General features: G+C 54.9%; 8 protein-coding genes. 4 read left to right on the top strand and 4 right to left on the bottom strand.

Annotation, left to right across the window (positions count from 1 at the left end; translation table 11 throughout):
• Window positions 1-65: 65 nt before the first annotated feature.
• Complete coding sequence (locus tag ABO_RS08310) at window positions 66-653, bottom strand: HD domain-containing protein (protein WP_050731535.1); 588 nt, start codon at window positions 651-653, stop codon at window positions 66-68.
• Window positions 654-672: 19 nt separating this feature from the next.
• Window positions 673-1,458, bottom strand: coding sequence for a class II aldolase/adducin family protein (locus ABO_RS08305; protein ID WP_011588882.1), 786 nt, complete (start codon window positions 1,456-1,458; stop codon window positions 673-675).
• A gap of 127 nt (window positions 1,459-1,585) precedes the next feature.
• Between ABO_RS08305 and ABO_RS08300 the strand changes: the two genes are divergently transcribed.
• On the top strand, window positions 1,586-2,278 hold the full coding sequence (locus tag ABO_RS08300) for a Crp/Fnr family transcriptional regulator (protein ID WP_011588881.1): 693 nt from the start codon (window positions 1,586-1,588) through the stop codon (window positions 2,276-2,278).
• Window positions 2,279-2,480: 202 nt separating this feature from the next.
• Here the strand turns inward: ABO_RS08300 and metG are convergent, their stop codons facing one another.
• Complete coding sequence (gene metG / locus ABO_RS08295; RefSeq protein ID WP_041704965.1) at window positions 2,481-4,520, bottom strand: methionine--tRNA ligase; 2,040 nt, start codon at window positions 4,518-4,520, stop codon at window positions 2,481-2,483.
• 223 nt (window positions 4,521-4,743) lie between these two features.
• Window positions 4,744-7,548: a hybrid sensor histidine kinase/response regulator gene (locus ABO_RS08290; RefSeq protein WP_232501263.1), complete on the bottom strand. Its 2,805-nt coding sequence runs from the start codon at window positions 7,546-7,548 to the stop codon at window positions 4,744-4,746.
• An 84-nt stretch (window positions 7,549-7,632) separates the two neighbouring features.
• Here ABO_RS08290 and ABO_RS08285 point away from each other — a divergent pair, with 84 nt between their 5' ends.
• The 3 genes from ABO_RS08285 to ABO_RS08275 all read left to right on the top strand — a co-directional run bounded on the left by ABO_RS08285 (window position 7,633) and on the right by ABO_RS08275 (window position 14,808).
• Complete coding sequence (locus ABO_RS08285; RefSeq protein WP_011588878.1) at window positions 7,633-9,042, top strand: alkaline phosphatase D family protein; 1,410 nt, start codon at window positions 7,633-7,635, stop codon at window positions 9,040-9,042.
• A gap of 260 nt (window positions 9,043-9,302) precedes the next feature.
• Window positions 9,303-9,617, top strand: a complete 315-nt coding sequence (locus ABO_RS08280; RefSeq protein WP_011588877.1) for a DUF2288 domain-containing protein — start codon at window positions 9,303-9,305, stop codon at window positions 9,615-9,617.
• A gap of 349 nt (window positions 9,618-9,966) precedes the next feature.
• Window positions 9,967-14,808 (top strand): NAD-glutamate dehydrogenase, encoded by a 4,842-nt coding sequence (locus ABO_RS08275; protein ID WP_011588876.1) that lies wholly within the window; start codon window positions 9,967-9,969, stop codon window positions 14,806-14,808.
• Window positions 14,809-14,875: the final 67 nt, after the last annotated feature.

The raw sequence follows: 14,875 nt of genomic DNA, 5'->3' as shown, positions 1-14,875 counted from the left end.
GTGAAGATATCCCTCTTTGCCGTTAAACGGTGGGGTAAACGGCAAAGAGGGTGGTTAGGTTCTGGCTAGCCTTGCTCCGCCATGGCTTCTTTATAGAGTGACTTACGCGGCTCGGCAAAAACCTTGCGCAGCATGGGTTCAAAGTAATCCAGTGGCAGGGTTTCTCCCTCCGGGTCGAATGCCGGCGAATCGTATTTGCTGACGAACTCCAGGGTTTGCCGATAGTGCGGGTGATCTTTGAAGTTCTCGCGCATGTCGCGATTCATGCCCAGGTAGTGGAAGAAATAGTAGCCTTGGAAGATGGCGTGGTGTTTCACCATCCAGTGGTTGGCCTCGCTGACGAAAGGCTCTAACAGCACGGCGGCCACGTCCGCGTGGTTGAAGGTGCCGAGGGTATCGCCGATGTCGTGCAGCAATGCGCAGACCACATATTCGTCATCTTTGCCGTCGCGATGGGCCAAGGTGGCGGTTTGCAGGCAGTGCTGGAAGCGGTCGATCTTGAAGCCGCCGAAGTCGCCTTCCAGCAGGCGCAGGTGAGTGATGATGCGATTGGGCAGGCCTTTGCTGAATTCACCGAAGGATTTGGCAATGATCTGCCAGTCCTCGCCGGTGCCCTCCTTCATGTGAGTAAAGTCGGCGCGGGGTGCGGTCATGTCATCCACGGTGCGCTCCTTATTCTGCGTAACCGGGGTTGTTGCGATCCAGCTTGCGCAGCAGGCCGGGCCACGCAAGGTTGCCGCCCATGCCCTTGGTGACCTGTGCCGCCTGTTGCTTGATGGTGTCGACGATGCCGGCGGGGATCGGGGTCAGCGGGCGGTTGCCAGACAGGGCTTGCACCTGGATTTCACAGGCCCGCTGCAAGATGAACATGCTCAGAAAGGTATCGGCGATGGTGCTGCCCACGGTGAGCAGGCCATGGTTACGCAGGATCATGAAGTTGGCGTCGCCCAAGTCGGCTTGCAGGCGGGCTTTCTCATCGTCGCGCAGGGCTACGCCTTCGTAGTCGTGGTAGGCAAGGCTGGCCAGCGGAAACAGGCTTTGTTGCGATAGGGCCAGCAACCCTTCCTGCTGGGCGGATACGGCGACGCCAGCGGTGGTGTGGGTGTGCATGACGCAGGCAGCATCATCGCGCACTGCATGGATAGCGCTGTGGATGGTAAAACCGGCCGGGTTGATGTCGTAATCGCTGTCGTCGAGCTTGTTTCCTTCCTGATCTACCCGCACCAGGCTGGATGCGGTGATCTCGTCGAACATCATGCCATAGGGGTTGATCAGGAAATGGTGCTCGTCGCCGGGTAGGCGGGCGGATAGGTGGGTAAAGATAAGATCATCCCAGCCGTGCAGGGCAATGAGCCGGTAGGCGGCGGCGAGATCCACGCGCAGCTGCCATTCTTCGGCGCTGACGGCGCTTTTTTTGGAGGGGATGGTAGCTGGGTTAAGAGTGACCTGGCTGTTCATGTAGCGCTCTCCCGTTATGTGGGGCTTATCTGGGGGGGTGCCCCTTATGATGTGGTCTGTTTTTTTACTCCCTCGAGTGTAGGCCGGGGGTTAGGGGGAAAACTGTCAACTGGTTTACAATTGGGCCATGACGGATGCGTATACGGTGCTGCGGCACTGCCCCTTATTGGCGGGTTTCCCGGACGAGGCGCTGCATGAAGCGGCGCGGCATGCACGTGTGCGGGCGTTTCAAGCCCATCAGCCGATTTATGAAAAGGGCGAACCTCAGTCCAATCTGTGTGTGATTGCCGAGGGCCAGGTGCGGATTAGTTCAGTGAATGCACAGGGCCAGGAAGCGGTGTTGATTATATTTGACCGCGGCACCTGGTTTGGCGACGCGGTGTTTTCCCCGGGGGCTGGGCGCGTCTATGGGGCCACGGCACAGGAGGCCGCCGTGCTGGTGGAGGTGCCGGGCCCTTATTTCCGTGACTTGCTGCAACGTTACCCGCAAAGCTATCCGGTGGTGCTGGATCTGATTAGCCAACGCCTGTGGTCTGCCATTTCCATGATTGAAGAAGACGCCTTGCGTGGCACCCAGGCGAGAATAGGGCAGCGTCTGTTGTTTCTGTCGCAAATGCAGCGTGGCGGCAAGCCGGAGGGCGGACCGGTGACGGTGCGCCTGACCCGCGAACACATTGCCAATATGATGGGCATGACCCGCCAGGGTGTGCACCGGACGCTAAAAAACTTTGAGGCACAGGGGCTGATTACGCTGGGTTACGGGCGGATTACCATTGAAGATGAGGCGACGCTGCGGGAGCACTTGGCGACGTTGAATTGAGTTTGAAGCTTAATGCCGGATTACGCCTTTCAGGCTAATTCGACCTACTTACACGATATTCCCCGCGTGCACTGGTAGGTCGTGTTAGGCGCAGCCGTAACCCGACACTCTGCCCAACATTCTGCGGTGATTTGATTTTAGATAGACATAAAAAAACCGGCGGTGGCCGGTTTTTTTATGTCGCCAATTAGCGTACGTCTATTTAACGCACTTCCATGCCGGGTTCGGCGCCGCTGTCGGGGCTGAGAATATGAATATCATCTCCGCCGGGGCCGGCGGCCAGCACCATGCCTTCGGAAATGCCGAATTTCATTTTCCGTGGTGCCAGGTTGGCCACCAATACGACCAGCTTGCCTTCCAGCTCCTCCGGTGCGTAACGGGCCTTGATGCCGGCAAACACATTGCGTTGACCCAGCTCGCCTACGTCCAGCGTTAGCTGCAACAACTTGTCGGCACCGTCTACGTGCGCGGCCTTGGCCACGCGGGCCACGCGCAATTTCACCTTGAGGAAATCATCGATGCTGATGGTTTCGTCATTGTCGGCTGCGTCTGCTTTTTGCGTGGCGGCCTTTTTAGGCTTGGCGGCAGCGGGGGCCGGTGTGCTTTCTTTGGAATCTTCGAGCATGGATTCTACCTGTGCCATATCCACACGGCTGAGCAGAGGCTTGAACTTGGCAATCTCATGGCCGAGTAACAGTTGCTCCGAATCCGCCCAGGTGAGCGGCTCCACCTGCATGAAGGCTTCGGCGCGTTCGGCCAACGCGGGCAAAACCGGTTTCAGGTAGATCACCAGCAGCCGGAAGACGTTAATGGCGGTGCTGCATATAGCCAACACTTCCTGCTCTTTGCCTTCTTCCTTAGAGAGGCTCCAGGGAGCCTTGTCGGCGATGTAGACGTTGGCGTGATCGGCCAGGGCCATAATTTCACGCATGGCTTTGCCGAATTCGCGCTTCTCGTAGAAATCGGCAATGCGCGGGCCTGCTTCCTGCACTTCGCGCACCAGCATCATGTTGTCTAGCTCGGTGCTGAGTGTGCCGCCGAACTTCTTGACGAAGTTACCGGTACGGCTGGCGATATTGACCAGTTTGCCCACCAGGTCGGAATTCACTCGCTGGGCAAAGTCTTCCAGGTTCAGGTCGAAATCGTCCACGCGGCTGGAGAGCTTGGCGGCGAAATAGTAACGCAGGTATTCCGGGCTCAGGTGATCCAGATAGGTGCGGGCCTTGATAAAGGTGCCACGGGACTTGGACATCTTGGCGCCGTTCACGGTGACGAAGCCGTGGCTGTAGATGGCAGTGGGCTTGCGCAAGCCGGCGCCGTCTAGCATGGCGGGCCAGAACAAACCGTGGAAATTGATGATGTCCTTGCCGATAAAGTGGTACAGCTCGGCGGTGGATTCTTTGCCCCAGTAATCGTCGAAGCTGAGCCCTTCACGGTCGCAGTAATTCTGGAAGCTGGCCATGTAGCCAATGGGGGCATCGAGCCACACATAGAAATACTTGCCCGGGTAGCCGGGGATCTCGAAGCCGAAGTAAGGCGCTTCACGGGAAATATCCCAGGGCTGCAGGTCTTCAATCCATTCCTGCAGTTTGTTGGCGACCTGTTCCTGCAGGGCGCCGGAGCGGGTCCACTCGCGCAGCAGGGCTTCGAACTTGGGCAGGTCGAAGAACAGTTGGGTGGTTTCTTTTTCCACCGGGGTGGCGCCACTGACGGAAGAATAGGGCTCAATCAGCTCCGCAGGGGTATAGGTGGCGCCGCACACTTCGCAGTTATCGCCGTACTGGTCTTCGCTTTTGCATTTGGGGCAGGTGCCCTTAACGAAGCGATCGGCCAGGAACATGCCTTTCTGCGGGTCATACAGCTGGGTGATGGTTTTTTCCAGAATGTAGCCCGCATCTTTGTTGCGCTGGAATACCATTTCCGACAGCGCCCGGTTTTCGGGGCTGTGGGTGCTGTAGTAGTTGTCGAAGTTTACTTGGAAATCGGCGAAATCACGCTCGTGGTCGGCTTTCACCTGGGCGATTTGCTGTTCCGGGGTGACGCCGTTTTCCTCGGCCTTGAGCATGATGGCGGTGCCATGGGCGTCGTCAGCACACACATAGATGCATTGCTGGCCACGGAGTTTCTGGAAGCGAACCCAGATGTCCGTTTGAATGTATTCCAGCAAATGGCCGAGATGAATAGGGCCATTGGCGTAGGGAAGGGCACTGGTGACCAGTATCTTGCGGGGAGTGTCACTCATGGGAACGGCATCAATTTCCAAAAAATGGGTGGCCTATGATACGGGTGCTGCCGGGGTTTTTCATCCTGTGATATTCGCGGTGAAACCTGGGCCCTGGGAACAGGGGCGCCGGTGGGCATTTAATGGCAGGCAATCGCAGGTATGTTTCGTGTGCGTGGGGGGAATCACCGTGCCTGAGAGAACCGCTTGTGGTTAGCTTTCGTCTCTCAGGCAGGTATGGCAATTAGCGAGTGCCCTTGGGGACCTGCCCGCGTTTTAGGGCGTCACGCACCTGTTGCTGGGAAACCGGTTTACTGAGGTAATCGTCTACCCCGGCATCACGGGCTTTTTGCACATAGTCCCCGGTGGCATGGGCTGACAGGGCGATGATCCAGCAATGGGGCTGTGCTTCATGTTCGGCTTCGAGTGCTCGAATTTCCCGGCTGGCTTGATAGCCATCCATGATGGGCATTTCACAATCCATGAATATGATATCCCAGTGATTTGGCCGGTTGCGCACCAGCTCGAGGGCTTGCTCTCCATCACTAACCAGGGTGGCATGAATACCCAGTGATTTGAGAATGCTGTCGATCACCAGCTGGTTCACCGCATTGTCTTCCGCCACGATTACTTTGAGTATATTGGCTTGGTCCAGGCAGATTAAGGGCGCGCGTTTTTCTGTAAAGGCCCTGTTTTCGTCGGGGCCAGTTAGCAGGCTGCGCTTGAGTGCCTGGCAGGAAAACGGCGTTTCTATCAGCAGCAGATTTTCCGGTAGATTGTCACTGAGAGGCTGACCTGTAGGGTGCAGCAATATCAGCGCGGGGTTATCGAATTGGGCACGAAGTTGCTCAACGTTTTGCGGGTTTTCTAGGACCGGCAATTCAGCGATAAGATAATCCACGGCTTGGCTAGGGTTGGCAGGGTTCAGCGCCGCAGCGACGTTGCGATATTCCAACGTTTTAGCCCCCCAGCGGCTAAGCATCTGAGACAGGCTGAGTAGTTGTGGTGCGGAACTAGAAATAATGACGGCCTTGCGATTTTCCAAAACCGGTTTTCTTTGATTAGTTTCCACCTCTACGGGCAGTGATATCCAGAACGTGGCGCCGCGGCCTAGGGAGCTGGAGACACCAATTTCCCCGCCTAGTAGTTCGATCAACCGTTTGCAGATTACCAGCCCAAGGCCGGCACCATTGTGTTTAGTTTTGGCTGACAGGTCCGTAAATGCTTGGAACAGCGATGATTGCTGCCCTTCATCCAAACCTATCCCTGTATCGACTACTTCGATCATCAGCATGCATACCCCCTTGTTATTGGGGGGTTGTTTCAAGTTTACATGCAGGGCAATGTGGCCCCGATCGGTGCACTTGAAGGCATTGCTGAGCAGATTAGTAATGATTTGCTTGAGGCGAATGGGGTCGGTTTTGATGCGCTCAGGGACGCGGCTATCAATGTGGATATAGAGCGGTAGGCCCTTTTCACTGGAGTGCAGTGCAAACAAGCGAACACAGTCATCGACGATGTTTTCTAACGCGATAGAGCGGTAGTCCAGTTCGAGTTTGCCGGACTCAATTTTAGAGTAATCAAGAATGTCGTTGATGACTCTTAGCAGCGACTGGGTCGATTGGTAGATGGTGCCGACATATTGCTCCTGTTGTTGGGTCATGTCGGTGCGACGCAACAGATCAGTCATGCCCATAATTCCGTTCATGGGGGTACGAATTTCATGACTCATCGTCGCTAGAAATTCACTTTTAGCGTGGTTTCTGGCCCCAGCCTTAAACGCTTCCATTTCTGCGATGGCGCGGTCGCGAACGGAGTTGGAGTGGGCCTCTTTCAAGCGATTGATGCGCCGGGCTAAGGCCAGTGAAAGCAGCACGACCTCCAAGAAAACACCGATTTGCATTAGGTTTTCGGTCAGTATGTTGCGCGGGATTAGGCCATATTTATTCAGCGCAATAGTCGCCGCACCGACAATAAAGCAGAACCAAGCCAGGGTGAAAATACGCGCGTCCGGATCGCCGGCTCGGGTGCGAATTAGGCCGATGAGAAAAATGCTGAAATCCATCAGCAAAATAGCACTAGCGGAAATCGGTATTAGGAAAGTGCGGCTGGTAAAGGGGGTCGCTAGAAATAGTATCGTGCCTATGCCGATCAAGATCCGCAGCCACACGGCAAGGCGAGGGGATTTTTCCTGTAATGATAAAAAATGCAGGGCAAGCAGAGGCGGTAGCAGTGCCACTAAGGGTAGCAGGTAATGAATGATGTACTGGCTGATCAGGATAGAGTGCGGCCACAAATAACGCTGGGCATAGCCATGCAGGACTGCCATGAACAGGGTGACAACGGCGGACCAGCATACATATAGCAGGTAGACTTTTTCGCGGATGGAAAAGAACAGCGACAGGTTATAAAGAATCATCACCAGCATGCCGCCGAAGAAAATGCCTTGCACTATGCTTTGTGTTTGCGTGGAGGCGTTGTAGTTTTCTTGCGTCATCAACTCCAGCGGTAACTGAATGCTGTGTGCAGAGGAAACCTTGAGCAGGATGTCGCTGTCGGTGCCGGCCGGTAGGGTAAGCGGGAAGGCTGGCTTGGGGGCGGTGCCTGGGCGCACTGAAAAGTCACGGTCCATGCCTGCCTGGAAATGGGCAACCAGATTACCGCCGGCATCAATTTGGTAAACATCGATTTCGCCGAGCATGGCGTAGTCGATTTCCAGCTGCCAGGCACTATGGAACTGATTAAGGTTGCGAACTGAGAAACGGAACCAGCAATGATCCCTGATAAAGCCTAAATTCGGTACGCCGGCACCGGTAGGTTGCCATGGTAGGTCTCGGCGTTGAAGAATGTCAGTAATGTCTGGTGATTGATCCGCAGGCGTACAAAAGGAATACAGGCCCTTATAAGGGTGTAGGTGCTCTTGTTGTTCGCCAATAATCTGGGTGTCCGGTCCATTGGCGGATGCCAGTGTGGACAGACAGACTGATAAAAAAGCGACAAGCAACAACAGGGTGGCTTTCGAGTCGTTGAACAAAGTGTCTATATCCATCAGTGGATGAAGGGGGGATCTCACCTCTTTTCAGTGATGCTAGCAGCGTGAGCCGGGGGGCTCAATGCAGCGGGAGAATAACCCATGGTAGCAATAGTAAACCGTTTTTCGGTTGGCCCTATTACCGGTGAGTCCGGGGAGTCTCATGTGCGTCTTTTCGGGGCATTGCCCAAAGGAGAGCTAGGAGCCGGGAACAAATTCATGTGGGGGCGGGTGCGTTGGCGTGAGCTGGGCGAAGAACGTTGGTCTGAACCCCGACGATTCCGCCTCAATGGTAATTTTGACGGGTCCGGGGTCGTGGTAATCAATAAGCTAAAACCGGGGGCCTGCTATCAATATCAGGCAGGTTGGGTGCGCTCGGAAGAACAGACACCGTTGGATTGGCATGGTGTGGATACGGGGCGCTTTTCTACCCATCAGCCAACGGCGAATCAGACTACCTTCCTGTTCGGTTCCTGTTGTTACCGGTTTGTAGGGCTGGATGGCATTATTCAGGATGATCGCGCGGACAAAATTTTTGCAGAAATGTCGGCCCAGGCGGAGCAACACAATCTGGATTTTGTGCTCTTCGGTGGCGATCAGGTCTATGCCGATGCCCTGTATAGCATTGGTGCCGCTACCACCCCTGATGATTTCGATTCTCTCTATCGGACCAGTTTTTCTCAGCCACATTTGGCGAAACTGCTAAGGGAAACTAATAGCTACATGATCCTTGATGATCATGAAATCGAGAATAACTGGCCAGCCAAGGCGGATGCCGATCGGTGGACCAACAAGTATCCGGCTGCGATCAAGGCCTATCAGATTTACCAAGCGTCCCATTCTCCGGCTGCTCCCTTGAATCAGGCCGGCACCTATTTGGACCGCGATCCCGATAAATTCTGGTATACCTTTTCCCGTGGCCCGGCGGATTTCTTTGTGATGGATGTGCGTACCGAGCGGGTTCTAAGCCGCTGGCCCTGGCAGCGCAAGATGATCAGCGAGGTGCAGGAGCAGGCGTTTGTCGAATGGCTAGATCGTGATCCTGATCGCATCAAGGTTTTGGTGACCTCCGTTGTTATGTTTCCTGAACAACGCCGTCCCTTTCAGGGTAAGGATGCCTGGGAAGGCTTTCGTCATCAGCGCCAGCGCTTGTTGTCGGCCATGGCAAAAAGCGCGAGCCAAAAACTGGTGGTGCTCAGCGGTGATGTGCATGCCTCTCTGTACGCTAGCCTGACCTTGAATGGGGGCAAGAAGGTGCACAGTTGGACCTGTTCGGGGTTGTTTTGGCCCACCGCGCTATTCGCGTTTCGTTGGTATCGTCCAATGATTCGGGTGCCGGGGTTGCTGTATAGCGGTTGGGGACGGCCCTTAGGGCATGTCAGCGTGCCGGGGGAGGTTTTCAGCAACAATGCGTTTTCGGTGGTGTCATTTGATGACAAGGGGGCTCAGTTTGCTCTGTTCGATCGCCGAAACCGGGCAGTACCGGAGGCAAGTCGAACTATCGAGTGGTAACGCAGGCTGTGTTGGGCAGAAATACCTGCCCTTTGCGTTATATGGCGAAAAGCTTACAGGGATTGGCGTTTTTTTACCTTATTAGCGTTGGCTGATTTGCCTAAAGTGGATCTCGCAAGGACGCGATGGAACACGGATGTTCGATTTCGACCCGGTACAGCTTACGTCCGCCACCCCCAAATGGCGGGCGTCTTTTTTTCTCCCTTTGATTGCCCGCAGCAGAACCTCGATAATGCATCGCTTCATTGCAGGAGTCGGTCATGTCTGAGCAAGTAGAACAGCGGGAAATCCTCAAAGCTAAACTCAACCACGAAACCGCAAAAGCTAGCTGGAAAGAGCTGCAGCCCTTCTTTGCCCGTGGCCAGACGATCTATGTGGCGCCAGAGTTAGATCTGATTGAGGTCGCGCTGGCATTTTCAGAAGATCAGGCAGAACTGATTGCTCTGTGGCGTGACAAGACGCAGGTTGACAAGGTGAGCGATGAGCAGGCACAAGCCTGGTTCGCCGAAGACAAAGCTCTGTGGACCGTGGTGCTGCCGCCATGGGTGTTAGTGCAGCAGGAATCGATGCAGTAGTTTCTCGCCTCTTTTCTCCTCCTTTCTTCTAAGGTCTTTTAGGCCTTGCCGTCTGCCCCTGTGGCCGCTATTAGCGGGCGGCCACGCCGTTTCGTTTAATTAGGCCGGGGCGTTTGTCGAGTATGACGGCGCTCTCAGATTGGCATTCCTTAAAGAATGAGCGGAGAGCTTGAGCGTGGTTCTACGACATGAAAAGCCAGGCTGGCATTCATTGCTACCGGGGGTATAGAGTGAGCGAAAAGGCCTGTGCGTGTGCCCGGCGGGCCTAGGAGAGCTTGAAGGTCGTGGTTGGCCACGTGCTTCGGTTTTACTCGATACGTTTCGTAGTATAAGGACGCCGGAGGTTTTGATGCAGTATGAGGTCGCTCAACGCGAAGCGCTATTGCAGGCCCAGCTGGAAGGGCTGGTGACGGCTCACATCGGCGCTGATCAACAGTCTCTTTTTCGCAGTTTTCTCACTGCCTATTATGAAATGAGCAGCCTTGCTGCACTGACCGCTCGCTCCCCTGAGGCGCTTTTTCAAATCGCCCAGCAGCACTGGTTGATGACACTCCAACGCCACCCCGGCGAAACCCTTATCCACTTGAAACCCCCTTGCCACCCCGGTGGGCTTGCTGCACTACGCACTGTTACCGATGATGTGCCGTTCTTGGTGGATTCCGTGGCTATGGCCGTGCGTGATGCGGGTACGGCTATTGACTGGACTGTGCATCCGGTGATTCAGATGCGCCGCGATGCCCATGGGCATCTCACCCAGGTGGTTGGTGTCGGTGACGGTGAGCAGCCCGCTGAATCCATGATCTATGTGGAATTCGAACCGCTGGGCGAGGATAAGGATTACGCCAACTTGCAGGCTATTCTTGAACGTGTGCTCGATGACTTGCGTGTGGTGGTGGAAGATTTCGAGCCCATGCTCAATAACCTTAGCGCGACCCAGGCTAATTTATCGGCCAGTTATCCTAATCGAGACCAACAGGAGCTACAGGAAGCAAAAGAGTTTATTGAATGGTTGTCTGAAGAGCACTTTACCTTTCTTGGTTATGCCCGCTCTGAAGCAAAAGATATGGAGGGGGGCATCCAGTTGCACCTGGATAATGCTGCAGGGCTTGGTCTGGCCCGCCCGAATAGCCCCTATGCCAATGCGGATGAATTTATTGCACCGAATGAAGAAATGGCCAAATACATCCGCCATGGTCGCCTAGTGGTTGTCACCAAAGCCAATGTGCGTTCGCATATTCATCATCCTCACTACATGGATGTGGTTTCGGTAAAACGTTTGGCTGCAGACGGTTGCGTTGAAGGCACCGACCGCTATATCGGTTTGCTTTCCCTTGATGCCTATATCAACCGGCCCCGGGATATTCCATTGATTCGCCGCAAGGTGAATTACGTGCTGGAGCGTTCTCGTTTGCCAGGTCGCTCGCACTCCGGCAAGCACCTGCGCGACATTATTTACCAACTGCCCCGTGATGAATTATTTCAGTGTAGCGAGCAAGAGCTGTATGACATTTGCATGGGTATTCGTGCCCTGCGTGATCGTCACCATTTGCGGGTTTTCGTGCGTCGAGACCGTTACGGACGTTTTTATTCCTGCATGATTTACCTAAGCCGCGAGCGTTATTCCCCGGAACTGCGCGACAAGGTGACGGCTGAGCTGATGACATTGTGTAATGGCCGCTCGGTGGAACGTACGGTGGATTTTCTCCGTGAAGGGCTGGCTCGGATTCATTGTATTGTGCGCATCCCTCAGGGCATGCAGCTGGCAATGAACGATAACCAGGTAGAGGAGCGGTTGATCGAGATCACCCGCTCTTGGTCTGATCAGCTAGGGGAAGTGTTACGCAAAACCAGTGACCAGAATGACGAGTGCGAGGAGATGGGCCCCCGGGCCGGTGACGGTGCTACGTTGGCGTTGCAGTATAGAGAAGCCTTTCCTTTAAGTTATCGGGAAGCCTACAGCGCTGTGGAAGCTGCCGCAGACTTGCAGTACTTGATTCAGCTGAGAGCGGACCAGCCTGTGTTGCCCTGTTTGACTGTTTCCGATGCGGATGGTGCGGCGTGTCCAACCAGTTTGCGCCTGTACAGTTTGAATAATCCCATTGAATTATCCGCTGTGCTGCCGGCGCTGGAGAATTTTGGCCTGCGAGTCGTGCGCCAGAACCCCACCCAGGTGACTCCTCGCGGCGGTGAGCCCCGCTGGATTCAGGTTTTTGATGTGCAAGTCAACGGGGACTGCTGTTTGGGGCCGGTGCAACAGAAACGTTATTTCGAACAGGCTTTTCTGCAATGTTGGAATGGCGATACCGAAAATGACGGTCTTAATCGACTGGTGTTGCTGGCAGGGCTAAATGCCCGCCAAGTGGTGTGTTTGCGTACGCTGACAAAATACCTGATTCAAACAGGATTACCCTTCTCTCAAAATTACATGGAGGAGTTACTGGCGGAACATGCACGCATTGCCCATTTATTGGTGCAGCTTTTTGAGAACCGTTTTGACCCGCAGTTAAGCGATAGTCGCCGTGAGCATGAAGGAGTGAAACTGTCACAGAGCTTGGCCCAAGAACTGGACAGCGTAGTTTCACTGGATGCAGACCGAGTATTGCGGGCGTTTTTGAGCGTGGTGAGAGCAGGGCTGCGTACTAACTTCTATCAGCGAACGGCAGGAGGCAACGACAAATCTTATGTCAGCCTCAAGCTCGACCCAACGAAAGTTTCCGAGTTGCCGCCACCGCTGCCTATGTACGAAACCTTTGTCTATTCGCCCACCATGGAAGGTATTCATTTGCGTGGTGGGCCTGTGGCCCGTGGCGGCCTGCGTTGGTCCGACCGCCGTGAGGATTTCCGCACCGAAGTGCTGGGCCTAGTCAAAGCTCAGATGGTTAAGAACGCTATTATCGTGCCGGTGGGTGCCAAGGGTGGCTTTGTAGTGAAAGGCGGCACGCCCAGTGACCGGGAGGCGTGGCAGCAGCAAGGCATCGCCTGTTACAAAGATTTCATTCGCGGGCTTCTGGATATCACCGACAACCGCGAGGGCGATACGATCGTGGCGCCGAATCAGGTGGTTCGTCATGACGTAGATGACCCCTATTTGGTGGTGGCCGCAGATAAAGGCACTGCGACGTTCTCGGATATCGCCAATGGCCTGGCTGACGATTACGGTTTCTGGCTGGGCGATGCGTTTGCTTCAGGTGGCAGTGCGGGTTACGACCACAAGCAAATGGGTATTACTGCTCGCGGTGCTTGGGAAAGCGTAAAACGCCACTTTCGCGAACAGGGCAAGGATATTCAGGCTGAGCCTTTCACTGTGGTTGGCATTGGTGACATGGGTGGGGACGTGTTCGGCAACGGTATGTTGCTATCAGACCAGATTCAGCTAGTTGCCGCGTTCAATCACCTGCATATTTTCATCGACCCAAGCCCGGACCCGGCCGCTACTTTTGTCGAACGACAACGCCTGTTTACAACCAAAGGTGCCACTTGGGATGACTTCGATCGCGAGGCTATGTCTGAAGGGGGGGGCGTCTGGTCGCGCCGTGCCAAGAGTATTGAGCTCAGTGAGCGGGCTTGCGAGGCGTTGGGGATTACTGAGCGCACGCTGACGCCTGCGGAATTGATTACGGCGATTCTCAAGGCGCCGGTGGAGCTGCTCTGGAATGGCGGTATCGGCACTTATGTGAAGGGTAGTAATGAAAGCCATGGCCAAGTGGGCGACAGAGCCAACGATGCCATTCGTATAAACGGCAAGGATCTACGCTGCCAGGTTGTGGGTGAGGGTGGCAACCTGGGGCTCACTCAGCTGGGCCGTATTGAGTTTGCTCTCAAAGGTGGCCGCATTAATACCGACGCCATCGATAATTCCGCCGGCGTGCACAGCTCGGATCGGGAAGTGAATATCAAGATTCCATTGAACCAGCGTCTGCGCGATGGGCGCCTGGATCGGGATACCCGCGACCCTTTACTGGTGCGCATGACCGACGATGTAGCCGATGCCGTATTGCGTGACAATTACGTGCAAAGCTTGGCGCTCAGCCTGTTGGAATATAACGCTGCGTCGCGGCTGGATGAACATGCTAACCATCTGCGGACACTAGAGCGCCAGGTGATGCTGGTGCGTGCGGTGGAATTTTTGCCAGATGATGAAGGGTTAAGTGAGCGCCGTACCCGAGGTAAAGGGCTGACTCGCCCGGAGCTGTCGGTGCTGTTGTCCTATACGAAGAATGCCTTGTTCGATGCCTTGCTAGCATCGGATGTGCCTGACGATGCCTTTTTTGATCAAGATGTGCTGCATTACTTCCCGCGGGAACTGGTGGAGTCGTTTGGTGATGATCTTCTTAATCACGGTTTGCGCCGGGAGTTGATCGCCACCGTGCTGGCTAATGCAGTGGTTAATCGCGTGGGCTTTGCTTTTGTTCATCGTTACGCAGATGAGCATGGTTTGTCATTGCATCGGCTGGTGAAGGCCTATGTCATGGCTCATGCCGTTTTTGACGGGGACCTTTATTGGGCGCCGGTGGATGAGCTGGATGGGCGGGTGGATAGTCAGGTGCAATTACGGCTTTATGGTCGCGTAATCGGGCTGATGAAGCACGTGACCACTTGGCTGATTCATTACAAGTGGGGGCGCCGTCCGGTGGCGGAAGCTGTGGCCCGTTACCGGCAGGCCATTGCTGAACTGGAAAGTATGTTGCCCGAGGTGCTGCCGGGCAGTTACCGGCAGGAATGGGATCAGGCTGTGGAGGGCATGAAAGACGATGGCGTGCCCGAGAAAGAAGCGAAAATGCTAGCCAATACCATGGTGCTAGGCTGTGCTCTGGATATTGTAGAGCTTGCCTCTCAGGCTCAGGTGCCGTTGAAACTTGCAGCGCAAGTGTACTTCTTCGTCGGCGATAAACTGCATATTTTGTGGCTATTGTCATCGATTATCGATCTGTCTGTTCAGGATCGCTGGCAAGCCTTGGCCCGGGCTAATCTACGAGAAGACTCTTACCGTTTGCATCGGCAAGTGGCCGCTAAAGTACTGGAGTGCGCAGGCGAGACAGCGGCGGCAAGATTTGCTGCTTGGGAGGAGAAGTCGCGCCAAAAAGTAGCCTTTGGCGTACATCGCTTGCAAAGCCTGCAAGCGGAAGGCCCCTACGACTTTATGACGCTGGCGGTGGGTGTGCGCGAGCTGCGTAAGTTGCGCAGTTTGTAGGCCTTTTGTCGAGGAACGCACGGATTGCACTTGAGTTGGTAGGCCTCTGCATATACTGTACAAAAAG

This window comes from Alcanivorax borkumensis SK2 (assembly GCF_000009365.1).
Taxonomy (GTDB): domain Bacteria; phylum Pseudomonadota; class Gammaproteobacteria; order Pseudomonadales; family Alcanivoracaceae; genus Alcanivorax; species Alcanivorax borkumensis.
Note: the sequence above shows the minus strand (reverse complement) of the source record. Positions and strands in the feature narration are given on the sequence as shown.